This window comes from Paludibacterium paludis, assembly GCF_018802605.1.
In the GTDB taxonomy this organism is placed as follows: domain Bacteria; phylum Pseudomonadota; class Gammaproteobacteria; order Burkholderiales; family Chromobacteriaceae; genus Paludibacterium; species Paludibacterium paludis.
The window spans coordinates 1,361,139-1,384,677 of record NZ_CP069161.1 but is presented as its reverse complement, the minus strand read 5'-3'; the positions used below and the strand labels follow the sequence as shown (position 1 = coordinate 1,384,677).

The 23,539-nt window shown below is 65.0% G+C and carries 22 protein-coding genes; 6 read left to right on the top strand and 16 right to left on the bottom strand.

Annotation, left to right across the window (positions count from 1 at the left end):
* Positions 1 to 13 precede the first annotated feature (13 nt).
* The gene (gene flgC, locus JNO50_RS06360) at positions 14 to 424 is read right to left on the bottom strand and encodes a flagellar basal body rod protein FlgC (RefSeq protein WP_189531149.1); all 411 of its coding nucleotides are present in this window, start codon (positions 422 to 424) and stop codon (positions 14 to 16) included.
* Positions 425 to 426: 2 nt separating this feature from the next.
* Positions 427 to 837: a flagellar basal body rod protein FlgB gene (gene flgB, locus JNO50_RS06355; protein WP_189531151.1), complete on the bottom strand. Its 411-nt coding sequence runs from the start codon at positions 835 to 837 to the stop codon at positions 427 to 429.
* Positions 838 to 1,064: 227 nt separating this feature from the next.
* On the opposite strand from flgB, the gene JNO50_RS06350 reads away from it, so the two are divergent.
* Positions 1,065 to 2,054, top strand: a complete 990-nt coding sequence (locus JNO50_RS06350; protein WP_189531153.1) for an ABC transporter substrate-binding protein — start codon at positions 1,065 to 1,067, stop codon at positions 2,052 to 2,054.
* Positions 2,044 to 2,253 (top strand): hypothetical protein, encoded by a 210-nt coding sequence (locus JNO50_RS06345; RefSeq protein WP_189531156.1) that lies wholly within the window; start codon positions 2,044 to 2,046, stop codon positions 2,251 to 2,253. Before JNO50_RS06350 ends, JNO50_RS06345 begins: the two co-directional genes overlap by 11 nt.
* 16 nt (positions 2,254 to 2,269) lie before the next feature.
* Here the strand turns inward: JNO50_RS06345 and JNO50_RS06340 are convergent, their stop codons facing one another.
* Together JNO50_RS06340 and JNO50_RS06335 are read right to left on the bottom strand one after the other, a co-directional pair.
* Complete coding sequence (locus tag JNO50_RS06340; RefSeq protein WP_189531157.1) at positions 2,270 to 4,186, bottom strand: M12 family metallopeptidase; 1,917 nt, start codon at positions 4,184 to 4,186, stop codon at positions 2,270 to 2,272.
* Between the two features lie 250 nt (positions 4,187 to 4,436).
* Positions 4,437 to 4,856 (bottom strand): OsmC family protein, encoded by a 420-nt coding sequence (locus JNO50_RS06335; protein WP_189531160.1) that lies wholly within the window; start codon positions 4,854 to 4,856, stop codon positions 4,437 to 4,439.
* 108 nt (positions 4,857 to 4,964) lie between these two features.
* Here JNO50_RS06335 and tsaD point away from each other — a divergent pair, with 108 nt between their 5' ends.
* Both tsaD and JNO50_RS06325 read left to right on the top strand, forming a co-directional pair.
* Entirely contained in the window at positions 4,965 to 5,990 is a 1,026-nt protein-coding gene (tsaD, locus tag JNO50_RS06330) for a tRNA (adenosine(37)-N6)-threonylcarbamoyltransferase complex transferase subunit TsaD (protein ID WP_189531162.1), read from the top strand.
* A gap of 7 nt (positions 5,991 to 5,997) precedes the next feature.
* Entirely contained in the window at positions 5,998 to 7,911 is a 1,914-nt protein-coding gene (locus tag JNO50_RS06325) for an ATP-binding cassette domain-containing protein (protein WP_189531164.1), read from the top strand.
* Positions 7,912 to 8,004: 93 nt separating this feature from the next.
* On the opposite strand, the gene JNO50_RS06320 is transcribed toward JNO50_RS06325, so the two are convergent.
* Positions 8,005 to 8,214: a hypothetical protein gene (locus JNO50_RS06320; RefSeq protein WP_189531166.1), complete on the bottom strand. Its 210-nt coding sequence runs from the start codon at positions 8,212 to 8,214 to the stop codon at positions 8,005 to 8,007.
* A 330-nt stretch (positions 8,215 to 8,544) separates the two neighbouring features.
* Here JNO50_RS06320 and dtpA point away from each other — a divergent pair, with 330 nt between their 5' ends.
* Positions 8,545 to 9,981, top strand: coding sequence for a dipeptide/tripeptide permease DtpA (gene dtpA / locus JNO50_RS06315; protein WP_189531167.1), 1,437 nt, complete (start codon positions 8,545 to 8,547; stop codon positions 9,979 to 9,981).
* A 165-nt stretch (positions 9,982 to 10,146) separates the two neighbouring features.
* Positions 10,147 to 11,004, top strand: coding sequence for a YopT-type cysteine protease domain-containing protein (locus JNO50_RS06310; protein WP_189531169.1), 858 nt, complete (start codon positions 10,147 to 10,149; stop codon positions 11,002 to 11,004).
* Positions 11,005 to 11,075: 71 nt separating this feature from the next.
* Here the strand turns inward: JNO50_RS06310 and accD are convergent, their stop codons facing one another.
* The 11 genes from accD to leuD form a co-directional block, all read right to left on the bottom strand.
* Positions 11,076 to 11,945 (bottom strand): acetyl-CoA carboxylase, carboxyltransferase subunit beta, encoded by an 870-nt coding sequence (accD, locus tag JNO50_RS06305; protein ID WP_189531171.1) that lies wholly within the window; start codon positions 11,943 to 11,945, stop codon positions 11,076 to 11,078.
* Between the two features lie 92 nt (positions 11,946 to 12,037).
* Positions 12,038 to 12,826: a tryptophan synthase subunit alpha gene (trpA, locus tag JNO50_RS06300; protein WP_189531173.1), complete on the bottom strand. Its 789-nt coding sequence runs from the start codon at positions 12,824 to 12,826 to the stop codon at positions 12,038 to 12,040.
* Between the two features lie 10 nt (positions 12,827 to 12,836).
* Positions 12,837 to 14,036 carry a tryptophan synthase subunit beta gene (trpB, locus tag JNO50_RS06295; RefSeq protein ID WP_189531176.1) on the bottom strand — a complete coding sequence of 400 codons (1,200 nt, stop codon included), beginning with the start codon at positions 14,034 to 14,036 and terminating at the stop codon, positions 12,837 to 12,839.
* The gene (locus JNO50_RS06290; RefSeq protein ID WP_189531178.1) at positions 14,029 to 14,646 is read right to left on the bottom strand and encodes a phosphoribosylanthranilate isomerase; all 618 of its coding nucleotides are present in this window, start codon (positions 14,644 to 14,646) and stop codon (positions 14,029 to 14,031) included. Before JNO50_RS06290 ends, trpB begins: the two co-directional genes overlap by 8 nt.
* A 2-nt stretch (positions 14,647 to 14,648) precedes the next feature.
* Positions 14,649 to 15,437: a tRNA pseudouridine(38-40) synthase TruA gene (truA, locus tag JNO50_RS06285; RefSeq protein WP_189531179.1), complete on the bottom strand. Its 789-nt coding sequence runs from the start codon at positions 15,435 to 15,437 to the stop codon at positions 14,649 to 14,651.
* Between the two features lie 54 nt (positions 15,438 to 15,491).
* Positions 15,492 to 17,135 carry a type IV pilus assembly protein FimV gene (locus tag JNO50_RS06280; protein ID WP_189531181.1) on the bottom strand — a complete coding sequence of 548 codons (1,644 nt, stop codon included), beginning with the start codon at positions 17,133 to 17,135 and terminating at the stop codon, positions 15,492 to 15,494.
* Complete coding sequence (locus JNO50_RS06275) at positions 17,132 to 19,288, bottom strand: motility hub landmark protein FimV (protein WP_189531183.1); 2,157 nt, start codon at positions 19,286 to 19,288, stop codon at positions 17,132 to 17,134. Before JNO50_RS06275 ends, JNO50_RS06280 begins: the two co-directional genes overlap by 4 nt.
* A 72-nt stretch (positions 19,289 to 19,360) precedes the next feature.
* The gene (locus tag JNO50_RS06270; RefSeq protein WP_189531193.1) at positions 19,361 to 20,374 is read right to left on the bottom strand and encodes an aspartate-semialdehyde dehydrogenase; all 1,014 of its coding nucleotides are present in this window, start codon (positions 20,372 to 20,374) and stop codon (positions 19,361 to 19,363) included.
* A 279-nt stretch (positions 20,375 to 20,653) separates the two neighbouring features.
* A complete protein-coding gene (asd, locus tag JNO50_RS06265; RefSeq protein ID WP_189531195.1) occupies positions 20,654 to 21,766 on the bottom strand; it encodes an aspartate-semialdehyde dehydrogenase in 1,113 nt (370 codons plus the stop codon).
* 48 nt (positions 21,767 to 21,814) lie between these two features.
* Positions 21,815 to 22,888: a 3-isopropylmalate dehydrogenase gene (leuB, locus tag JNO50_RS06260; protein ID WP_189531196.1), complete on the bottom strand. Its 1,074-nt coding sequence runs from the start codon at positions 22,886 to 22,888 to the stop codon at positions 21,815 to 21,817.
* Positions 22,889 to 22,900: 12 nt separating this feature from the next.
* The gene (gene leuD, locus JNO50_RS06255) at positions 22,901 to 23,539 is read right to left on the bottom strand and encodes a 3-isopropylmalate dehydratase small subunit (RefSeq protein WP_189531198.1); all 639 of its coding nucleotides are present in this window, start codon (positions 23,537 to 23,539) and stop codon (positions 22,901 to 22,903) included.

The window sequence follows — 23,539 nt, the reverse complement described above, 5'->3', positions numbered from 1 at the left end:
TCACTCTCCTGGTTTACTGGCCAAGCTGCAGGGTTTTCTGCAGCAGGGTCTTGGCGGTGTTCATGATTTCCACATTGGTCTGGTAGGACCGGGCCGAAGAGATCATGTCGGACATTTCTTCCACCGGATTCACATTGGGCATCCGGATATAGCCCTTCTCGTCGGCCAGCGGATTGCCCGGGTCGTACTTCAGGCGCGGGGGCGTCGTATCTTCGACGATGGAAGTCACCCTCACCCCGGCGACCTTGGGCTCGGCGGCGGTCACAGGAATGGCGGTGAACACCACGTGACGGCCCTTGTAGGGTTCCCCGGTGGAGCTCGTGGCGCTCTCGGCGTTGGCGATGTTGCTCGCCACCACGTTAAGGCGCATCGACTGCGCGGTCAGCGCCGAGCCGGAGATCGAGAAAACGTTTTCCAGCGACATGATTACTGACCTCCCTTGATGGCGTCGGCAAGACCGCTGATCCGCTTGTTCAGAAAGGTCAGCGTGGATTGATACTTCAGCGCGTTCTCGGCGAACGCTCCGCGTTCCACGTCCATGTCGACGGTGTTGCCGTCCAGGCTGCGCTGCACGGCATTGCGGTACATCAGACCGGACGAGAAATCCTTGCCGCCGCCCTCGGCGGTGCCGAAATGACGGGCGTCGGTGCGGCTGAGCGCCAGCGACGACTGGGCATTGCCGGCCGACAGCATGGCCGAGCGGAAATCCAGATCCATTGCCTTGTAATACGGCGTGTCGGCGTTGGCGATATTGCTCGCCAGCACCTCGGAACGGTAAGCACGAAGGTTCAGTGCGCGCTGCTGGAAATCGAAAGCCCTGGCAATCTTGTCAAGCATGGAAGTCTCTCCTGAATGCCCTCATCAGAAGCACGAACCGTGCCAACATAAAAAACCACCGGCAACACGCTGAAAAAAAAAGGAAATTCCCAACACATCGCCAAATAGCCTGGCAACAATAGCGGGAAATACGGCAAGAATTGCCGCCCCGGACGGCAGGACAGCGGCAGGCCGGTCAGAACAACCTATACTAAACAAATGAAATATCCATGCTCACGAAATAAACAATGAACCGGATCCGCCTGCCGACGATACTTATCCTGCTCTGCGCCGTCTTGCCGCTGAGCGCGGAACCGGTCAAACGGATACTGGTCATCGACAGTTACCACGCCGAGTATGCGTGGTCGCACGATTATCGCGAAGCCCTGGCCGAAACCCTCGGCCCCTCGGTCCGGCTGGAATTCTTCCAGATGGACACCAAGCGCCTGCCCCACCCGATGCACGAAGTCAGGGCCCGCGAGGCGCTGCACCGCATCGAAGCGGACAAGCCGGATCTTGTGATCACCGGCGACGATGCCGCGCTCAAGTATGTCGGCGCCAGGCTGGCCGGCCGCGCGCTTCCCGTGGTCTACCTGGGCATCAACCGCAACCCGCGCGATTACCTGCCGGGCAACCCCGCCAATGTCACGGGAGTGCTCGAGCGTCCGCTGATCCGGCGCAACATCCTCATCATGAAGCAGGTGGTGCCCGATCTTAAACGGGCACTGGTCTTGTTCGACAGCGATCTGACCTCCGAGGTGATCCGCGAGGAAATGTTCGCCGACCATGGCAGCCTGCGGATCAGCGATGTGGACATCGATCTGGTCATGGCGAGCGACTTCGCACAGTGGCAGCGCCTCGTGCGCGATGCGCCCGGCCGCTACCAGGCGATCTGGACGGGGCTATATCAAACTTTGCGCGATACATCGGGCGCCATCGTTCCGGATGCCAGGGTGATCGAATGGACGGCGGCGAACAGCCCGCTGCCGCTGTTCGGGTTCTGGGATTTCGCCGTCGGCGCGAACCGGGCCGCCGGCGGGCTGGTGCTGAGCGGACACGATCAGGGCGTGGCCGCCGCGCGGCTGGCACAGAACATCCTGTTCCGGCACCAGGCGCCCGGCAACCTGTTTCCGGTCACACTGGGCGGCGGCGTATTACTGTTCTCCCGTGCGGCCCTGGCGCGCCACCGGCTGGTGCTGCCCTCTTCCTTGCAAAAGGACAGCCGCTTTGTCGACTGACCTCCGCATACTCCGGACCGGCCGGCGTCCGGCCCGGATTCGCCTTGCCCGGACGCCGGCGAGTCGATTCGCTCACCGGAAGGCCGTCAGCGCCAAGCCGCCACCTCTGAGCCGCATCGGCAGCATCGCCGACCTGGATGCCCACGGTCCGCTCGCCATGGCGCCGGCGACAATCGCTCTCACCCTCCCCCCGCGCTGACAAGCATTGCGCATTCTCACTTCGGCAGACCCAGGCCCCGGAACGGCGCGGTCCCCGCGCTTGTCCCGCCCACAGATCCCGCCGGCCGCGGATCCGCCGCTCGTTGCGGTTCACCCCAGCGCCAGCCGATCCATGCCGGGTCGGTATTCCCCGGAGCCCGGATCCCCGGCACCGCCGGAGCGCCGCTATTGGCCAACGGCGTTCCCGGAGCGGTCACATTCCGCAACTGGTTGCCTGTCAGTTGCCACTGAAACAACGGACGCGCCTCGCATGCGCCGACCACCACCTGGCGCGTGGGCGCGGCGCCGATCCCGGTGAGGGCAAGACAAAGTCCAGGCGAGCGCTGGTTCTTGATCCAGCCATTGGGCAAGCGCACCCAGGACTGGTGCTCCGAACCGGCGCGGCAAGGCTGCAGGCTGGCCCGTTCTTTTCCACCGCGCCTCCCATGGCTTGGCAGCATGGCCATGGCCGTCAGGCACTGGCCGTCGCGGGCACTGATCAACGGCCGGTATTCCAGACGATGATCCGCGAGCGGCAGACCCGCCGCCGGACGGTCATGCGGGCTGGCCGTCAGCCTGCCGGCTCCCGAATGACCGGACAGGCTGATCGGGAGGACCGTTGGGGGTGCCAAGGGGGAGACAGGAACGCGGGCAGACGGCGGAACCGCCGCCGGAGGCACAGAGGACGCCGGATCCGGGCTCACCTCGACCCAATACCAGTACGAGAGCGGCACGTCCGTCAGGGACTCCTCTTTGGCATCCACACCGCCCGGCACGGGCTGCAGCATGGCATCCGGGGCGTCGTGATCGATGATCCGCGCCTGACTCACCGACCAGCGCAACGATGCGGCGCTGTCGCACCGTTTCAACACATTCCCCCGGCGGCCGCGCCCGACATGGCCGGCCCCGTCGGCGCCAAGGCAGAACGCGGGATACGCCACGCTCTGAATCCGCCCGTCAAGCCGGTAACGCCATTGCTGCTGGAGCATGCCGGTCCGGCACGCCATCGTGCCCACTCCGCTGGCGCCATAAAACCATGGCACGGTTTCGCCATCACCGAAGGCCATCAGACACTCCTTCTTTCGCTGGGACACCAGCTGGTACACCGCCTTCACATCCGAGCGGGGCGCGACCGGATGCTCGCGCCCGGGCTCGGGCGGGCGGTAAGCCGGATGCGGCCGGCGCGCAGGCGTGGTCGGGGAAAACGGATAATACCGGTGAATACCGGCGATGTCGCCGGCGGAGAGGGTGCGGTATGACGATTGCTTGATCGCCCGGACTACGGAGTCCGGATCGGGCGGCGCAGACTCGTTCCCGCGCCGCATCTCTTCATGATGGAAACCCAGGGCATGCATCAGCTCATGAAGGGATGTGCTGATATCCGGGCAGGAAATCGTCAGGGCCTGGGGTTGAGAGCGCGGGCCGAGCCGCCCAAGGAACGAGGTTCCACACACCACGCCCCGCTTTGGCTTTGCGAAGATCTTCAGGCGATAAGGCTGGGTGGCATCGGAAACGAAACGGACCGCGGTCCTTTCTTCCATGTGGCGCATAGCCGCCAGCATGGCGTCCCAGGTCTGCCGGTCGACATCGCTGTCGAACTCGTAATAAACGATATTGTCCGGCCAGGCGGTCCCGCTGGGACGCCAGACCGCGCGTTTTTTTCTGGGCGAGTCGATCTGCGGATAGACATTCAGCGTATCGATGCCATGCTGCTGGATCTGCGCGTGAGAACCGATCCGGATATCCCCGTAAGCCAGCGCCTCGCCATCCGGCAAGACCCGGTAGGTTATTTCCTTTCCGGTGAGGTTGTCGTAACCGACATGCGCCGAAGTGTCCGGCGTCAACGCGAACGCGGCTCCGGCCAACGGCATGGCGGTCGCCACGACGAGCCGTGCGAGAACGCGGGGGGAAAGAACGTAGGAGGATGTTTTCATGCACACTTTCCGGCCTGCGCGCCGCTTGGCGGCGGCGCGGCCTCAGGCTTGGCGAAATGAAAAATCCTACTTCGTCCCCGTCGGGCTCGCGTTCGCCCGCCCGGACAACCATCAAACACCTACAATCAAACAGAATTTAGACCAGTCAATAAAGATAAATCCTACACAACTCACCGTATCGCTTTCCGGTGCCTCAAGAATCATCGAGGCTCTCGGGAGGAACACGCCCACAGAAGCGACCCCGGGAGACTCAATCGCTTTCGAGAATTTCGAAATCATGGGTAATGCTTGCCGTCTTGCCAAGCATGATGGACGCCGAACAGTATTTTTCGGCGGACAGGGAAATGGCCCGGCTCACCGCATCGGGCTTCACTCCCCGACCGGTCACGATGAAATGAAAATGAATCCGGGTGAACACTTTCGGATCGCTGTCCGCCCGATCCGCGTCGATCAGCACACGGCAATCGCGCACATCCTGACGCGATTTTTTCAGGATGGTCACGACATCGTAGCTGGTGCACCCGGCCGTGCCGAGCAGCACGAGTTCCATCGGGCGCGGCCCCAGGTTCCGTCCGCCGCCTTCCGGGGCGCCATCCATCACCACGGCGTGACCGCTGCCGCTCTCCCCCAGAAAACATACTCCGTCAATCCATTTGAGCTCCGCTTTCATGGCGCTTTCTCCTTGTTGGCAAGGCAACGAGATTACCACCGCGGATTTGGGCGCTCAAAGATTAGCCGGTACAATGGAAAGATTGTCCTGTTATGTAAGATGACCTCAATGCTGGTACTGGGAATCGAATCCTCCTGCGACGAAACCGGCGTCGCCTTGTATGACACCGATGCAGGGCTGGTCGCGCATCACCTGCACACGCAGATGGCCATGCACGCCGAGTATGGCGGAGTGGTGCCGGAGCTCGCCAGCCGCGACCATATCCGCCGCGTCGTTCCCCTTGCCCGCGCCTGTCTGGCCGATGCCGGACGCTCGCTCGCCGACCTGTCGGCCATCGCCTTCACCGAAGGGCCGGGACTCGGCGGCGCGCTGCTGGTGGGCGCGAGCGTCGCCAATTCGCTGGCTTTCGGCCTTGGCATTCCGGTCATCGGCGTGCACCACCTGGAAGGGCACCTGCTCTCGCCGCTGCTGGCCACCCCGCGCCCCGCGTTCCCGTTCGTCGCCCTGCTGGTTTCCGGCGGCCACACCCAACTGATGGCGGTGCGCGGCATCGGCGACTACGAGATTCTCGGCGAGACGCTCGACGACGCCGCCGGCGAGGCGTTCGACAAGACCGCCAAACTGCTGGGGCTCGACTACCCCGGCGGGCCGACCCTGTCGCGCCTGGCCATGCGAGGCGATCCGGCGCGCTTCACGCTGCCGCGGCCGATGCTCAACAGCCCGGATCTGGACATGAGTTTTTCCGGGTTGAAAACCGCGGTGCTGACGCTCGTCAAGAGCCTCGAGGCCGACGGACAGCCGATGGACGACGCCACGCGCGATGCGGTGTGCCGCGCATTCCAGGAAGCCATCGTCGACGTCCTCGTGAAAAAATCCCTCAAGGCGCTCAAACAGACCGGCATGAAACGCCTGGTCGTGGCCGGCGGCGTGGGCGCCAACCTCCAGTTGCGCGCCGCCCTTGACGACGCCGCGAAACGGCGCCGCTTCGAGGTGTTCTATCCGCCGATCGCGCTGTGCACCGACAACGGCGCGATGATCGCTTTCGCCGGCGCGATGCGCCTCGCCCACGCCCGCGCGCCGGGCGGTTATACCGTGAAACCCCGCTGGGACCTGTCCAGCCTGCCCGCTCTTTAACAACTCCATGATTCAGTTTAAAAACCTGACCCTGCGCCGCGGCGTCAAAGAACTCATTCTCAACGCCACCCTGACGCTCAACCCGGGCAGCAAGGCCGGCCTCACCGGTGCCAACGGCGCCGGCAAGTCCAGCCTGTTCGCCCTCTTGATGGGCCAATTGCACGCCGATCAGGGCGAAGCGCTGTTGCCTCCCCACTGGGTGGTCGCCCATGTCGCCCAGGAAACACCCGCGCTCGCGGTCAGCGCCATCGATTATGTGCTCGATGGCGACCGGGAGCTGCGCGAACTCGAAGCCCGCCTCGCGGAGGCCGAACGCGACAACGACGGCGTGGCCATCGGCCACCTTCACGCGGAACTCGCGCGCATCGACGCCTGGTCGGCCCGCAGCCGCGCCGCCCGCCTGCTCTCCGGCCTCGGTTTCGCCAACGACGCCATCGAGCGCGAGGTCGCGAGCTTCTCGGGCGGCTGGCGCATGCGCCTGAACCTTGCCCAGGCGCTGATGTGCCGCTCGGACCTGCTGCTGCTGGACGAACCGACCAACCACCTGGATCTCGAGACCGTGCTCTGGCTGGAAGACTGGCTCAAGGGGTATCCGGGCACCCTGCTGATGATTTCGCACGACCGGGATTTTCTGGATTCGGTCTGCAGCCACATTGTCGAACTGGCCAACCAGACGCTCACCCTGTACACCGGCAACTACTCGCAGTTCGAAACCCTGCGCGCCGAAAAACTGGCGCGCCAGCAAGGCGATTTCGAACGGCAGCAGCGCCAGATCGCCCACCTCGAGTCGTTCATCACCCGCTTCAAGGCCAAGGCCACCAAAGCGCGCCAGGCGCAAAGCCGTATCAAGGCCCTGGAAAAACTCGAACGGATCGCGCCGGCCCATGTCCACTCCCCGTTCGATTTCCACTTCGAAACCCCCGAATCCCTGCCCAACCCGCTATTGCGGCTCGATGCCATCAGCGCGGGCTACGGCGGTAAACCGGTGCTCGACAACCTGTCCTTGTCGATCGAATCGGGCAGCCGCATCGGCCTTTTGGGTGTGAACGGCGCCGGCAAGTCGACGCTGGTCAAGCTCTTGGCCGGCGAACTGGCTCCGCTGCGGGGCGAACGTATCGAAGCGCAAATGCTCAAGGTCGGGTATTTCTCGCAACACCAGCTCGAAACACTGCGCGAGGACGACACGCCGCTCGGCCACATGCAGCGGCTCGCGCCGGACGCGCGCGAACAGGTGCTGCGCACCTTCCTTGGCGGTTTCAATTTCCATGGCGACGCCGCGCTCGGTCCGGTCGGCCCGATGTCCGGAGGGGAAAAGGCGCGCCTGGCCCTGGCGCTGATCGTCTGGACACGTCCGAACCTGCTGCTGCTGGACGAACCGACCAACCACCTCGATCTGGAAATGCGCCATGCCCTGACGCTGGCGTTGCAGGACTTCGCCGGCGCGCTGCTCGTGGTCTCCCACGATCGCTCCCTGCTGGAGGCCACCACCGACACGTTCTGGCTGGTCGGGGACGGTGCGGCCAAACCCTTCGACGGAGATCTGGAGGATTACCGCCAGTGGCGTCTCGCGCGCCAGGCCGAGGCGTTGCGCCCGTCCTCCGACGACACGGCCGCGCCCAACCGCAAGGAACAGAAGCGTCAGGAGGCGGAGTTGCGCCAGCGCATGTCGCAGCAAAAGAAACCCTTGCTCGCGCGCCTTGCCAAGCTGGAGAAGTCCATCGAGCTGCTGACCACGGAAAAGGCCGGTCTGGAGGCGTTCATGGCCTCGGAGGAGGCCTACGCCGACGACAACCGCGCGCGCCTGGCGGACAGCGCGAAGCGCCAGGGCGAAGCGAGCGCCGAGCTGGAGCGACTGGAGGAAGAGTGGCTGGCGCTGCAAGAGGAAATCGAGGCGCTGGAAAACGGTTATCCACAGCAATAACGGGATAACCCTGTGGAAAACCCCTGAGCAACAGGGGTTTTCCTTTCCGGGTGAATCACTTGGCGAGGGCGCTGAGGAAACAGGCGCCGTATCCTACAACCTGAACAGATTGCTGAACCAGCCAAGACAGGGTTCGAGCTCTTTTTCCAGCAAAGCCTTCCACTGTGCGGGCGGGGGCAACAGCGCGATCGCGTATCCCGCGACGGCGCCGGCGACGAAAGCCGGGGCCTGTTCGTCCAGTTGCACATGCGGCAGCATCAGGCCCAGAGCAATCAGCGACGCTCCGATTGTCACGATTCGCATGGGATGCCTCCTTATTGCGGACTATGCCTCGGGGGAGGCGCACCCGGAAGGGCTTGCCCCTTCCATTCCGTGCAGTCTAGAAACACTCTATTTCAATCATGTTTAAGCCACTGATCAAGCGTGGCTTTTTCTCCGCGCTGCAACATTTTCGCGCATCGGCAACCGGGCGATGACCTGTCCTTTCTGCCAGTCCGGGTCTAAGCTCAAACCATTCCCGTTTTCGCTTATGGGAATCGTCCTATAGGGTCCTCCGCGTCTGCGCCGGATGATGCAAGCTGACGACAACAAAACGCCCCTCGCTCATTCTGGGGCAAGACACGGAGAGCGCTCATGACATCTCTCAACCCATTACGGCAACCCAAACCCTTTTACCTGATCTTTTCCATCGAATTCTGGGAACGCTTCGGCTTTTACGGCATCCAGGGCATTCTTGCCGTGTTCCTGGTGAACCGGCTGGGCATGAAGGAAAGCGACGCCTTCACGCTGTTTTCCTCATTCGTCGCGCTGGTTTACGGTCTGGTCGCCGTGGGCGGCTGGCTGGGCGACAAGGTGCTGGGAACACGCCGGACCATCCTGCTGGGCGCCATCGTGCTGTGCCTGGGTTATTTCATGCTCACGCAGTCGACACACCATATCCTCTGGCTGTATGCCAGCATGGCGGTGATCGCCGTCGGCAACGGCCTCTTCAAAGCCAATCCCTCCGCCCTGCTGGCCCGCTGCTACGCTGACAATGACCCCCGGCTGGATGGCGCCTTCACCATGTACTACATGGCCATCAATATCGGATCCCTGGTTTCCATGCTGGCCACGCCCTGGCTTGCGGCGCGATTCGGTTACGGCCACGCCTTCATGCTCAGCGTGGCGGGTCTGGTGATCACCATCGTCAACTTCCTGCTGTGCCGTCACTGGGTGGAGAAGGTGGGATCGGACGCGGACTTTCGTCGGCCAACTCTCGCGACATGGATCAAGGTGATCGCCGGCATCATCGCCACGGCGGCCGTTTCGACCTGGCTCTTGATGCATCAGCAGGTCGCCAACGTTGTTCTCGCACTCATCTCCTGCGCCATCCTTCTGATGTACGCCCGTGAAACATGGCGGCTCGACGGAGTGGATCGCCGCAAGATGATTGTCGCCCTGATTCTGATGCTGCAGGCCGTGGTGTTTTTCGTGCTGTACAACCAGATGCCGCTGTCGCTCAATTTCTTCGCCATCCACAACACCACCCACAACCTGCTGGGATTCGCGGTCGAGCCCGAGCAATTCCAGTCGCTCAATCCGTTCTGGATCATGGTGGCCAGTCCGCTGCTGGCCATCCTGTACGCACGGGTAGGAGACCGGCTGCCGATGCCCCACAAATTCGCCATCGGCATGGTGCTTTGCGCGCTGGCTTTCCTGGTCTTGCCGCTCGGCGCCCGCTGGGCCGATGCTTCGGCAAGGGTGTCGTCCAACTGGCTGGTGCTCAGCTATCTGTTGCAAAGCGTGGGCGAGCTGCTCATTTCGGGACTGGGCCTGTCGATGATCGCGCAATTGGTGCCGCAGCGGCTGACCGGTTTCATCATGGGTATGTGGTTTCTGACCTCCGCGGCGGCTTCGGTGCTGGCCGGATGGGTCGCCAGCCTCACCGCGGCTCCCGCGGGGCTTTCCGACCCCCACTTGACGCTGCAAATTTACAGCAGGGTGTTCATGGAAATCGGCGTTGTCACCGGTGTCATTGCGCTGGCCACCGCGCTGCTCGCGCCTTTCCTTGCCCGCCTGACCCGGCATTGATGACACCCATGCCCGCGCGCCACCACGGCGCGCGGCTTGCGGTTCTCCGGCATGACAGAATCACCACGGAATCATCGGCCATGAAAGTTGATTCCTGGAAGCGCATGCGCGCTGTCGCAGTCAAGATAGGGGAAACCACATACACCCTTATCGGGAGGCACATACATGCACATCCGCTCACTCTTCCGTCGATCTCCACCCTCCGGCGCGGCATCCCCGATCCGGCCATCCGGCTTGTCGCGCCTGCAACACGCCTACAACACTTCCCAAATGAGCCTGGGCGCCCCCCATACTCCCGGATTGCGCTCCACGGCAAAAGAGATACTGCGACCACTGGTCAAACTGGCCCTGCTCATCGTTCGCAACGAAGCCCATCTGTGCCATGGCACGGTCGAATCCAGCTTTTCCCAGATGCACAGAAAAGTCATTCGCCGCATAAACCGCTACGAAGATACCCGTGAAGGCATCTGCGGCGGTCTGGCGGCGGTCTGGCTCGCCGAACGCGCGCAAGGACACAACCTGTTCGACTCGCTCTACAAAGCAGGCAAGAAAATCGACGAGCAGGCATTGGAAACGGTGATGAAACTGCAGATTCACGACAATGATGGCTGGGCCACCCTGGAGGGGGCGGGATTGAAAAAGGGTACCGTCAACAAAGGAGGAGGCAGCGGTCAACCCTATGAAACGAGCCAACTGATCCACGATCTGCTGGGGCAGGGGCGTAACACGGCTGGATCAGCCTGGAGCGGGCAGGAAGAAGAGTTCAAGATCATCGCTCTTGCCGGCAAAAATTTTCAGCAACAGCATGCGCTCGCCCTGCATCGGGAACGCACAGGAAAAATCACCTTCTTCGATCCGAATTCCGGCGTGTTCAGCTTCCGCAACGGCAAGGACTTCGCCCAATGGTTCAACAGTTACTTGCGGGTGTCGCTGTACAGGATCGGCCTGGGGCAGCATTACCACATCCAGGAGTGGGAAAAACCGTCCGGGGCACCTCCTTCGGGCGCCGTCCGGGCGTCCTGACCGAAAAACCGCGGTCGACAAAACGGCGAGGCCCTGGCCCCGCCGTTTTGCATTTACGCACCCCGTCGCCGTCAGTGCAGCGCGGGTTCCTTCATCAGCAGCGCCAGGAGCTCGGCCACTCGGACCTTGAGTTCGCGCCGGTCGACGATCATGTCGATGGCGCCCTTCTCCAGCAGGAACTCCGAACGCTGGAAACCTTCGGGCAAGGTTTCCCGCACGGTCTGCTCGATCACGCGCGGACCGGCAAAACCGATCAGCGCTCCGGGTTCGCCAATCACCACATCGCCGAGGAACGCGAAGGACGCGGACACGCCGCCCATGGTCGGATCGGTGAGAATGGAGATGAACGGCAGACGCTGCTGCGTCAACAGATCCAGCGCCGCGCTGGTCTTGGCCATCTGCATCAGGGAGTTGAGGCCCTCCTGCATGCGCGCGCCGCCGGAGGCGGATACGCACACGAACGGCGCCCGCGCCTCGACCGCCGCGCGGACACCGCGCACGAAGCGCTCGCCCACCACCGACCCCATCGAGCCGCCGATGAAGCGGAACTCGAACGCGGCGACCACCGCGGGCAAGGACTGGATGCTGCCCTGCATGACAACGAGCGCGTCGTCTTCGCCGGTGAGTTCCTCCGCGGCGAGCAGGCGGTCCGGATAGCGTTTGCTGTCCTTGAATTTGAGAATATCGACCGGTTTGACTTCGGAACCGATCTCGTAGCGGCCCTCGGCATCCAGCAGCATGTCGATCCGCGCCCTGGCGGACAGAGAATGATGATGGTTACATTTCGGGCAAACCTGCAGATTGCTCTCCAGGTCGGTGTAATACAGCACTGCCTCGCAGGCCGAGCACTTGCTCCACAAGCCTTCCGGTACGGCGGAAGGCTTGTCGGAGCGACTATCGCGCTTGATCTTCGGCGGCAGGAGCTTGTTCAACCAGCTCATGCTGACTCCTTGATTCATGTCCCGGTCGCTCTAGCGCCGGGTCGGTCACTGGCCGGAGCGTGCCGTCCGGGCACGTCCCCGCCTTGTCTGTTCTATAGGATGGCGACCTTCAGTTCGGCCACCAGACGGGTTAACCGCTCTTTGGCGGTTTCATGCGTAGCCGCCTCGATTTCCTGTACCAGCCGGCTGCCGACGACGATCGCGTCGGCCGCCGCCGAGATTTCGCGCGCCGTGGCGGCATCGCGGATACCGAAACCCACTCCGATCGGCAGCGAAATCCGTTCTCTGAGGGCCGCAATTTTACGCTTTACATCGTCGATGTCCAGATTCCCGGCACCGGTCACGCCCTTGAGCGACACATAATACACATATCCGCGCGCCAGTTCGGCGATCAGCGCCACTCGTTCCGGCGGCGTGGTCGGCGCGAGAAGGTAGATCGGGTCGATGCCGTTCTCCGTCAGGATCCGGCCCAGGCCCGCCGACTCCTCCGGCGGACAATCGACGGTCAGGACACCGTCGACACCGGCGGCGCGCGCCGCCCCGGCAAACGCCTGCTCCCCCATGCGCAGCACGGGGTTCAGGTATCCCATCAGCACAACCGGCGTGGTCGTGTTGTCGGCGCGGAACGCCGCGACCATGTCCAGCACGTCCTTCAGTCCGACGCCTTTGGACAACGCGCGCTCGGAGGCGCGCTGGATGACCGGGCCATCCGCCATCGGATCGGAAAACGGCACCCCCAGTTCGATGATGTCGGCGCCGCCCTCGACCAGCGCGTGCATCAGGGACACGGTCAGCGCCGGATCGGGATCGCCGGCGGTAATGAATGGAATCAGGGCCTTTTTGCCGGCCAGGGCGGCAAAACACGAAGCGATGCGGCTCATGACGGCTCCTTCACAGCGTGATGCCGGACAGGCCGGCAATGGTGTTGATGTCCTTGTCGCCGCGGCCGGACAAGTTCACCAGAATGATCTTGTCGGACGGCAGTCGGCGCGCCTCCCTGGCGGCCCAGGCCAGCGCGTGGCTGGATTCCAGCGCCGGAATGATGCCTTCCATGCGGCAACAGTCATGGAAGGCGGCGAGCGCCTCATCGTCGTTGATCGAGGTGTACTCGGCGCGGCCGATATCCTTCAGGTAGCTGTGCTCGGGGCCGACGCCGGGATAGTCCAATCCCGCGGACACCGAGTGTGTTTCCAGCACCTGGCCATTTGCATCCTGCATCAGGTAGCTCTTGAAGCCGTGCAGCACGCCGGGCTGTCCGGCCGACAAGGGAGCGGCGTGCCGGCCCGTCGCGACACCGTCTCCGCCGGCCTCCACACCGACAAGACGCACGCCGTCCACGCCGATGTACGGATAGAACATTCCGATGGCGTTGGATCCGCCCCCCACGCAGGCGACCACCACGTCCGGTTGACGGCCGGTCATGTCCCGCATCTGTTCGATCGACTCGGTGCCGATGATTTTCTGGAAATCGCGCACCATCATCGGATACGGATGCGGGCCGGCGGCGGTGCCGAGAATGTAGAACGTCGAATCGACATTCGCCACCCAGTCGCGCATCGCTTCGTTCAGGGCGTCCTTCAGGGTGCGGGAGCCGGAATCCACCGGCACCACCGTGGCGCCCAGCAGTTTCATGCGGTACACGTTCGGGGCCTGGCGCTTGATATCCTCGGATCCCATGTAGACCACGCATTCCATGCCGTAGCGGGCCGCCACCGTGGCGCTGGCGACACCATGCTGTCCCGCGCCGGTTTCGGCGATCACGCGCTTTTTGCCCATGCGGCGGGCGAGCAGCGCCTGGCCGATGGTGTTGTTGACCTTGTGGGCACCGGTATGATTGAGGTCTTCCCGCTTGAAGTAAATCTGCGCTCCGCCCAGGGAGTCCGACCATCGGCGCGCATGGTAGAGCGGGGACGGCCGGCCGACGAAATGCGCGAGTTCGTGGCGGTATTCACGCCAGAACGCGTCGTCTTTCGCGGCGAGGGCGTATTCCGCCTTCAGTTCTTCAAGCGCCGCCATCAGCGTTTCGGCGACGAAAACGCCTCCATAAGGGCCGAAATGCCCCCGGGCATCGGGAAGACCATACTCATGCATGCCTGACTCCTGTAATAAAAGCTGCCATCCTGGCAGCATCCTTGATTCCCTTGGCCGACTCCACACCGCTGGAGACATCCACGGCGGCCGGCCGCAATGCCTTCACGGCCGGCCCGACGTTGCGCTCGTCCAGACCTCCCGACAGGATCAGGGGCAAGGGCAGCGCGTCGGGCAACAGCGACCAGTCGAAGGTCGTTCCGGTGCCGCCATGCGCGCCCTCGACGAAAGCATCGCACAGAATGCCGCGGGCATCCGGATAACGGCCGGCCAGCGCCGCCACGTCGATTCCGGGCCGCACCCGCACCGCCTTGAGATACGGACGTTCGAACGCGCGGCAGAACTCGGGGGATTCGTCGCCGTGAAACTGCAGCACGTCCACGGGGACGGCGGCGATCACTGCCCGCACCTCTTCCGGGGCGGGATCGACAAACAGCGCGACCACGGTCATGAAAGGCGGCAGCGCCGCCACCAGACGGCGCGCCGTCTCGATCGATACCGCGCGCGGACTTTTCGCGTAGAACACCAGCCCGATGGCGTCGGCGCCAAGCGCGGCGGCCGCGCGCGCATCCTCTTCGCGCGTTATGCCGCATATTTTGATTCTGGGTGTCATGGCTATCTCCATAGCATGAGTCTGCCCGGGTCCGCCGACGCGGGCAAGGCATACTCTTGCGGATAGCCGACACCGGTCAGATACAGGCCGTCCGGCATGAAGGTCGGCGGAGCCCGGGTCCGGTCCCGCGCGGCGAGCAAGGCGGCAAGATCGGCGCTATTCAGAGCGCCCTTGCCGACGTAAAGGAGCGCGCCGACGATATTGCGCACCATGTGATGCAAAAAGGCATCAGCGCACAGATCGAAACGCAGCACCCCGGCCTCTTCGCTGATGGACAGGCGCTCCAGATTCTTGACCGGCGAGCGGGCTTGGCATTCGGCGGCGCGGAAACTGGAAAAGTCATGCCGGCCGGTCAGTACGCGCGCGGCATCGCGCATCGCCGCCACATCGAGCGGCTGGTGATACCAGCCGATCTTGCCGGACAGCATCGCCGGACGCACCGGATGGGTCAGCAGAAAATAACTGTACGAACGGGAAAACGCGCTGAAACGCGCATGAAACGTGTCTTCCACTTCGCGGGCCCACAGCACGGCGACCCCTTGCGGCAAGAAGGCGTTGACGCCCCTCACCCACGCGGTCAGCGGCCGGTTGGCCGCGGTGTCGAAGTGCGTCACCTGCATCAGGGCATGCACGCCCGCATCCGTGCGTCCGGCCGCCACCGTTCCGACGGTCTCGCCCGCGACGGACGCGATGGCCCGCTCGAGCGCATCCTGCACGGTATTGCCATGAGGCTGGGTCTGCCAGCCGGCGAAGGCGCGGCCATCGTATTCCACGCCGAGCGCAATTCTCATCCCGACCCCTGCGGTAAAGCCCCCACTCTATCAGAATCGGGACGTTCGCGGGAGTCAACGCGAGCGAGGCGGCGCGGTCCCGAGCAACGCGCGCGCCGCCTCGAAGTCGCCCATTTCCAGATACAAGCGGGCGAGCGCCTGCTTGTCCGGCAAGGTCCCCGGCCCTTCCTCCTTCGCTGACGGCAATTCGAATTCATCCGGCAAAAAGCCTTCGACCTGCAACGGCATTTCCGGGCGAAGAATGTCCTGCGGCGAGATCGCGGCGGCGGCGTCCTCAGGACTGTCCGGCAACGCACCAGGATGAGCCGGAGGAGGTTCGCCTCGCCCCTTGTCCCGTTTGGGCTGGCTGCGGCGCACCAGCGCGGCGCCTCCGGCCAGCGCCGCGGCGCCGGCCGCTCCATACAGCAGCAGGGATGCCGGATCGGACGACGGCGCGACCTGCCCGGACTCGCGCGCCTCGGGCCGGGCAGCGCGCCGTTCACGGGCAGCCAGGTCGCGCATGCGCGCTTCGAGCGCGGCGGAACGCGCCTGGGCTTCGCGCAACAACGCCTCCTGGCCGGCGAGCCTGGCTTTCAGGCGCTCGGCTTCGGGATCCGCGACGGACTTCTTCGCAGGGGCCGCGCGGTCCGGCACGGCGGCGGGCTGCGGCGAGGGAGCGGCTCGTGTTGCTTCGCTCCCGGCCGCTCCCCAGGATGCCGGGTAACGCAGCAGCGCGCCGGCCTTGAGCCGGTCGGGATCGCCATCGACGAAGGCACCCGGATTGTCGGCCACAAGCTTCGCCATGGAGACGCCGCGCGCCGCGCCGGTCAGCCGCGCCGCGATCGAGGAAAGCGTATCGCCGGTACGAACCCGGTAGCGCAGCCCCCCCTCGCCGGACATGACCCAGGCGTCACGCGTGCGCAGCAGGGTATAGCGGCGCGTCACCGCATGCCGGCCCACCCGGGCTTCGAGACGGAAGGCCAGCACCGGCGCATCCAGCGCCATCTCCGAACGGATCCGCCAACGCAGCCGCGCGCCATCGGCCGGCAGCCTTTCAACCGACATTCCGGCGACGCGCGCGGCCAGTTCCCGAGCCAGGGCACCGCCATCCAGCTCGGGCACGACCATCAACTCGGCCTGCCCGGCCGCGCCGGCAAGCGCTGTGCCGGCCAGTTCGATATCGGCGAGAAACGGCTCGCCCGGCCGGGAAAGGACGCGCATTCCGCCCAGCACCAGGTTGCCGAGCCAGGGATTCTTTTGCGCCGGCGGCAGCGCTTTTTTGGCCGGCTCGTCACGGGACGGCGAACGGCGCGGACCGTCGCGGCGGTAATCGACCTCGAACTCGCGCACCAGGCGTCCGGCCGACCAGCTCACCTCGACGGCGAAGCGCAAGAGATCCTCGTCGAACGCCGCCGGGCCGCGGATCCTGACGCCGCTCACGGAACCGTCGGCGCGGCGCAGCAGGGTGAACGCCAGCTTGCCCGCCGAGGGACTGTAAGGAGAAATCAGCGCATACCGGTTGCGGTCGGCGAGCGTTACCGCGGCATCGTCCGGCAGGGTCTCGTCGACCAGGGGAATATCGGCTTCGAAGGGCTGGCCGGCGGCCGAGTCGACGCGGATCGCGCCGAGACCTGCGCACGCCGCGCCCGGCATGGCGCCGAACGCCGCGAGCAGCATCAGGGACGCGGCATGGCGGGCCGGTTCAAAATTCCGTTTCATTGGCCAATACGCTCGAGCAGAGCCTCGACTTCGGTTTTCATCAGCGAGGTTGCTTCAGGCAGCATTTCCGTCAGCACTTCACGGGCGCCTTCGTTGTCGCCCATGTCCATGTAAACACGCGCAAGATCCAGCTTGGCCGCCTGCGGATCGTTCTCCAGAGAGGTCGCCGGGATCGCGTCCTCGCCGGCCGGTTCGGTCGCGGCGACGGTCTCGTTCTGCGCGTAGAGTCCGGCGAACGGATCGTCGTCCCTGGACGGTTCGTCGGCCGCCGCGGCCGCTGTCGCCGCCACAGCCGGCGGCTCGCCCGCATCGGACACCGGCTCGGGGGTCTCCATGGAAAAATCGAAGTCCAGCAGGTTTCCGTCCTTGGCCGGCGCGTCGGCGGCCGGCGTATCGCCTTCGGCAAGCCCGACATCCAGGTCGAAGTCGAGCGCGTCCCCCGCCGCGGGCGGAGCCGCCGTCACGGCCGCGGCCGGCACCTCCTCCTCCGTCATCAGCCGGGCCTCGAGCTCGTCAAGCGGCATGGCTTCGGCCGAGCCGTACAAGGGATTGTCCGGGTCGATAGCCTTGCCCATGACCACGACACGCCCCCACAGCGGCCCCTGGCCCTCGAAGGCCTTCTGGATTTCCCGGGCGTGCAGCGCGAACAGTGGGGTGTCATGGTTTTGATGATAAATCTCCAGAAGCTTCATGCGAACATCATGGCGCGAGGGATCCTTGGCCAGCGCCGCGCGCAGAATCTCTTCGGCTTGCGTATCCCGGCCGTAGCTCAGATACACCTCCGCTTCGGCCAGGGGATCGACATCCGCACCCGCCGCGGGCGCGGCGGCGGAGCCGGCCATGGCCGGACCGGCCACAGGGGCGCCGGGGGGCGCATCAGGAGCGGAGGATTCGGACTTCCCCGCCCCGTCCTTCTTGCGCCGCCTCAGGAGCAGGACGGCAAAGCCGGCCAGCGCCAGAAAACCGGCGGCGCCGCTGGCAACGAGAGGCCAATAGCGTCGCCAGCCGCCCGCGCCCTTTTCGGCCAGGGCGGCGCTCGCCGCGGCGGCGCTGGCCTGCTTCTGCATCGAACCGAGACGCCGCTCCAGCGCGCGGATCTGCAACTGGGCGGCACCGAGCGAGGCATCGCGTTTCGCGACTTCATCGCGCAGCGCCTCGATCTGGGCGGCGCCGGCCGACGCCTCGGCCCCGGCATGGGCCGGTTCGGCAGCGTTGGGCTGAGAGGCTTCATGCGCCGGATTGGCCGGTGCGGCCTCCCGGGCCGGCGGGGAGCCGGCCGGTTTGGGCGCGCCTTCCGCGGCATGCGGGCTGGAAGGATCGATCTTCGGTTTTTCGGCGCCGGCGTTCAGGCGGCGTTCGGCATTTTCCGGTGACAGCGCGAGCATCTCGGCGACCGGGGGAATGCGCAGCGTGCTGCCCGGCTTGAGCGCATTGGCGTCGCCATTGACGAACGCGGAAGGATTGGCCGCGAAAATCGCCGCCATGGTCTGGGCCAGCGTCGCACGCGCGGGCTTGACCCTGAGCGCCAGGGTTCGCAACGAATCGCCGGGCTGGGCCGTCACGTCCCTGGCCGCCGACGCGGCCGATGCCGCCACGCCCTTCGCGGTGTGCGGGCCGGGCCCGCGTCCGGCGGACCGGGCAGCGGCCGCGCTCTTGCGCGCGGCGTTGGCCGGACGGCGGGTGTAGCGCGAAGCCTGATCCGTGTCGGAGTAGTCGGGCATGTCCTGGGTGATCTGCCCGATGCCGGGCACCGCGTAACCGGCCGGATCGAGCAGCACGGTGTACTCCCGGTGCTCGGTGCCCGAGGCCAGACGCGCCGACACCACGAACCTCAGATAGGGTTCGCTGATCGCGCGACGCGACGCGATATGGATCATGGCGCCATCCCGCGTCTTGCGCAAAGAGAACTGCAGAGCGGACACGTCCGGAGTGAGATCGACGTTCATGTCCCGGAAAGTGGCCGCATCGGCGAGACCCACGCGCGCGCCGTCCAGATCCGCGGAGGAAATACCCGTCAGGGCGATCTCGGCGCGGAAGGGTTCCCCGAGACGGGACAGCACGCTGACCCTCCCCAGACCGGCCCAGGCCGGCAGCGACAACGCCACCATGCCGGCGGCAAGAAAAGTCCGAATCGTGTTGGCCCGTTTACTCACATTCCACCTTCCGGATAGATTTTTTTGCCATCTTAGGCCTGGCAACGAATTTTGGCCACAACCGCGGCAGGGTCAGTCCAGCCTGCCGTCCGCCAGCAGCCTTTCGGCAACACGCACCGCATTGCGGGCGGCGCCGGCGCGGACATTGTCCGCCACGACCCAGAACGCCAGTCCGCGGGGTGTGGCGCGCACCCGGCTCACCCACACGTCCTCGCTGCCGGCCACCTCCATGGGCGTGGCGAACCCGTCTTCGCGGGACGGCTCATCGACCACATGCAAACCGACGGCCGCGAACAGCTTGCGGGCACGATCCGCATCGGGCGGCGTAGCGGTTTCGACATGCACGGACCAGGCATGCCCGAAGAAAACCGGCACGCGCACGCACATCGCCTCGATGATCAGATCGGTCCGCCCGAGCAAGCGCGGCAATTCGAGCATCAGCGAACGCTCCTCGTCGGAGACGCCGTCCTCGCCGATCGCGCCAATCGCGGGCAGCAGATTGAAGGCGATGCGCTTGGGGTAGACCGCGACATCGGACTCCCGCTGGTTGAACAGGGCCGTCGTCTGGTTGGCCAGTTCTTCCATGGCGGCCTGTCCGGAGCCGGACACCGATTGGTAGGTGGACACGGTGATGCGTGAAAGCCCGTGGGCTTCCAGCGCCTTGAGGGCGCGCGCCAGCGGCGCGACGGTGCAGTTGGGCAGGGACACCAGCGACAGGCTTTCCCAGTCGGCCAGCGTATCGCCGTTGACCTCCGGAACGATCAGCGGAATATCACCGTCCAGGCGGTATGCCCCGGAAAAGTCGATCACGGCGACGCCCGCCTTGCCCGCCTCGGGCACGAAGCGGCGCGACACATCTGCGCCCGCCACGAAAATCGCCAGACGCACCTGATCGAACGCGAAGTCCTCGACATCGTGGACATCCAGTTCGATATTGCCGAACGACACGGTCTGACCGTCCTGCTCGCCGGCATCGACGGCGAACACACGGCTGGCGGGAAACTGGCGCTCGGCCAGCAAATCGAGGACGGCTTGGCCGACAAGGCCGGTCGCGCCGACAACGGCGACGGGGATCATTCTGGACATGGCGTTTCCTGTAACGGGCACGGGGCGTCCGCGACGCCCCGAAGCAATAACATTGTCGACTGGCAGCAGTCGCGATGGCGGTATTTTAGGCGCTGTTCGCCAACAATGCACCCGGGGAGGCCTCCGATACCGGAGCGATACGCACAATTACCGTCCCGGACGAGGTTTTTGGCGGCGACAGCGCCGGCAAAGTCGGCGGTGTCAACCCCAGGCAGGCGCAAATGACAATGGCCCCGCGAAGGGGCCATTGCGCCGGGTGGCGAAAGCCGGAATAGACGGCTAGCGGGACACGAGCAGGCTCAGCATGCGGCGCAGCGGCTCGGCCGCGCCCCACAGCAACTGGTCGCCCACCGTGAAGGCCGACAGGTAGGCGGGACCCATGGCCATCTTGCGCAGGCGGCCCACCGGCACGGACAGGGTGCCGGTCACGGCGGCCGGGCTCAGGCGCGCCATCGACTCCTCGCGATTGTTCGGCACCACCGACGACCAGGGGCTCGCGCCGTCGAGCATGTCGACGATTTCGTCGAGCGGCACGTCGCGGGTCAGCTTGAGCGTCAGGGCCTGGCTGTGGCAACGCATCGCTCCGACGCGCACGCACAGGCCGTCGACCACGACCGGGTTGTCCGAGCGGCCGAGAATCTTGTTCGCCTCGACGCCGCCCTTCCACTCCTCCTTGGACTGGCCGTTGCCCAGATCCTTGTCGATCCAGGGAATCAGGCTGCCGGCCAGGGGCACGCCGAAATTCGCGTGGGGAAACGCGTCCGAGCGAAGCAGGTCCGACACCTTGCGGTCGATATCGAGGATGGCCGAGGCCGGATCGGCCAGCTCGCCGGCCACCGAGGCATGGATGGCGCCCATGCCGGAAATCAGTTCGCGCATGTTCTGCGCGCCGGCGCCGGACGCGGCCTGATAGGTCATGGCGCTGACCCACTTGACAAGGTTTTCCCGGAACAGGCCGGCCAGCGCCATCAGCATCAGCGAGACCGTACAGTTGCCGCCGATGAAATCGCGCACGCCGCGGGCGAGTCCCGCCTCGATCACCGACAGGTTGACCGGGTCGAGAACGATGATCGCGTCATCCTGCATGCGCAGCGTGGAGGCGGCATCGATCCAGAACCCCTTCCAGCCCGCCTCGCGCAGTCTGGGGTAGATCTGCGAAGTGTAGTCGCCGCCCTGACAGGTGACGATGGCGTCCATGGCGGACAGCGCGTCGACACTGAACGCGTCCCGCAGCGCGGGGACGTCCTTGCCGATATCGGGCGCGCGGCCGCCGACATTCGACGTGGTGAAAAACACCGGCTCATCGATACGGGCGAAATCGTTCTCTTCGCGCATGCGCTGCATCAGCACGGAACCGACCATCCCGCGCCAGCCGACAAATCCGACTCTCATTGTGCTCTTTCCTTTCACTCTGTGTCCTGTGTGTTCTTTTCGTGCCGCCTAGCCGCGCGCCAGCGCCGCGACCACCGCGTCGCCCATGCCCGAGCAGGAGATTTTTTCGCATCCGGCTTCCCAGATGTCGGCGGTGCGCAACCCCGAAGCGAGTACCGTCTTGACGGCATCCTCCACGCGCCTCGCCTCCTCTTCGCGGTGGAAGGTGTAGCGCAGCATCATCGCCGCCGACAGGATGGTCGCCAGCGGGTTGGCCAGATCGCGGCCGGCGATGTCCGGTGCCGAACCGTGCGAGGGCTCGTAAAGCCCCTTGTTGTTCGCATCGAGGGACGCCGAGGGCAGCATGCCGATCGATCCGGTGAGCATCGACGCCTCGTCCGACAGGATGTCGCCGAAGATATTGCCCGTCACCATCACGTCGAACTGGCGCGGATTGCGCACCAGCTGCATCGCGGCGTTGTCGACGTACATGTGGCTCAGTTCCACCTCGGGATAGTCGCGCGCCACGTCGGTGACGACTTCTTTCCAGAATTCGGTGGTCTCCAGCACATTGGCCTTGTCCACCGAGCACAGCCGGCGGTTGCGCTTCATGGCGATGCCGAACGCCACGTGGGCGATACGGCGCACCTCGCTCTCGCTGTAGCGCATGGTATTGAACGCCTCGCGCTCGCCGGCGGCGTTGACGCCGATGCCGCGCGGTTGACCGAAATAGATGTCGCCGGTCAGTTCGCGCACGATCATGATGTCAAGTCCTGACACCACTTCGGGTTTCAGCGTCGAGGCGTTGGCGAGCTGCGGGTACAGCACGGCCGGACGCAGGTTCGCGAACAGGCCAAGATCCTTGCGGATCGCCAGCAGACCGCGCTCCGGCCGCAGCGCACGCTCCAGCGTATCGTACTGCGGTCCGCCCACGGCGCCGAGCAGCACGGCGTCGGCCGCGCGCACGAGGCGCGCCGTCGCGTCGGGATACGGCTCGCCATGGCGGTCGCAGGCGGCGCCGCCGAGCACGCCCTCTTCCAGGGTCAGCGGCAGGCCGTCGGCGCGCAGCGCATCCAGCACGCGCACCGCCTGGCGGATGATTTCGGGACCGATGCCGTCACCCGGCAACACGGCGATTTTCATGGGAGTCTCCGGTCAGGCGAACAGCCAGGGTCGATCCTGGCGCAAGCGGTTTTCAAAGGCGCGGATCGCGTCCGCGTGTTCGAGCGTCAGCCCGATTTCATCAAGCCCGTTAAGCAGGCAATGCTTGCGGTGCTCGGTGATCTCGAAAGCCAGCGTCTCCCCGCCAGGCACGATCACGCGCTGCGCGGCAAGGTCGACGGTCAGCCGGAAGCCTTCCTCGGCGAAACAGGCTTGGAACAGCCGGGATACCGCGTCTTCGGGCAGCACGATCGGCAGCAGGCCGTTCTTGTAGCAGTTCCCGAAAAAAATGTCGGCGAACGACGGCGCGATCACCGCGCGAAACCCGTAATCCTCGAGCGCCCAGGGGGCATGCTCGCGGCTCGAGCCGCAGCCGAAGTTTTCCCGGCACAGCAGGATCTCGGCGCCCCGGTAACGGGGATGATTGAGCACGAAATCCGGATTGAGCGGCCGCGCGCCGTTGTCCATGCCCGGCTCGCCATGATCCAGATAGCGCCATTCATCGAAAAGATTGGGACCGAAGCCGGTGCGCTTGATCGATTTGAGGAACTGCTTGGGAATGATCGCGTCGGTATCGACATTGGCGCGATCGAGCGGGCACACCAGCCCGTCCACCCGAGTGAATGCCTTCAT

Bases quoted from the DNA above. Each gene is read 5' to 3' on its own strand.
- trpA (WP_189531173.1), bottom strand. From the start codon at position 12,826: ATGAGCCGCATCGCTTCGTGTTTTGCCGCCCTGGCCGGCAAAAAGGCC.
- flgB (WP_189531151.1), bottom strand. From the start codon at position 837: ATGCTTGACAAGATTGCCAGGGCTTTCGATTTCCAGCAGCGCGCACTG.
- tsaD (WP_189531162.1), top strand. From the start codon at position 4,965: ATGCTGGTACTGGGAATCGAATCCTCCTGCGACGAAACCGGCGTCGCC.
- JNO50_RS06310 (WP_189531169.1), top strand. From the start codon at position 10,147: ATGCACATCCGCTCACTCTTCCGTCGATCTCCACCCTCCGGCGCGGCA.
- flgC (WP_189531149.1), bottom strand. From the start codon at position 424: ATGTCGCTGGAAAACGTTTTCTCGATCTCCGGCTCGGCGCTGACCGCG.
- accD (WP_189531171.1), bottom strand. From the start codon at position 11,945: ATGAGCTGGTTGAACAAGCTCCTGCCGCCGAAGATCAAGCGCGATAGT.
- JNO50_RS06270 (WP_189531193.1), bottom strand. From the start codon at position 20,374: ATGTCCAGAATGATCCCCGTCGCCGTTGTCGGCGCGACCGGCCTTGTC.
- dtpA (WP_189531167.1), top strand. From the start codon at position 8,545: ATGACATCTCTCAACCCATTACGGCAACCCAAACCCTTTTACCTGATC.
- asd (WP_189531195.1), bottom strand. From the start codon at position 21,766: ATGAGAGTCGGATTTGTCGGCTGGCGCGGGATGGTCGGTTCCGTGCTG.
- leuB (WP_189531196.1), bottom strand. From the start codon at position 22,888: ATGAAAATCGCCGTGTTGCCGGGTGACGGCATCGGTCCCGAAATCATC.
- JNO50_RS06290 (WP_189531178.1), bottom strand. From the start codon at position 14,646: ATGACACCCAGAATCAAAATATGCGGCATAACGCGCGAAGAGGATGCG.
- JNO50_RS06340 (WP_189531157.1), bottom strand. From the start codon at position 4,186: ATGAAAACATCCTCCTACGTTCTTTCCCCCCGCGTTCTCGCACGGCTC.
- JNO50_RS06335 (WP_189531160.1), bottom strand. From the start codon at position 4,856: ATGAAAGCGGAGCTCAAATGGATTGACGGAGTATGTTTTCTGGGGGAG.
- trpB (WP_189531176.1), bottom strand. From the start codon at position 14,036: ATGCATGAGTATGGTCTTCCCGATGCCCGGGGGCATTTCGGCCCTTAT.
- JNO50_RS06280 (WP_189531181.1), bottom strand. From the start codon at position 17,135: ATGAAACGGAATTTTGAACCGGCCCGCCATGCCGCGTCCCTGATGCTG.
- leuD (WP_189531198.1), bottom strand. From the start codon at position 23,539: ATGAAGGCATTCACTCGGGTGGACGGGCTGGTGTGCCCGCTCGATCGC.
- truA (WP_189531179.1), bottom strand. From the start codon at position 15,437: ATGAGAATTGCGCTCGGCGTGGAATACGATGGCCGCGCCTTCGCCGGC.
- JNO50_RS06325 (WP_189531164.1), top strand. From the start codon at position 5,998: ATGATTCAGTTTAAAAACCTGACCCTGCGCCGCGGCGTCAAAGAACTC.
- JNO50_RS06320 (WP_189531166.1), bottom strand. From the start codon at position 8,214: ATGCGAATCGTGACAATCGGAGCGTCGCTGATTGCTCTGGGCCTGATG.
- JNO50_RS06350 (WP_189531153.1), top strand. From the start codon at position 1,065: ATGAACCGGATCCGCCTGCCGACGATACTTATCCTGCTCTGCGCCGTC.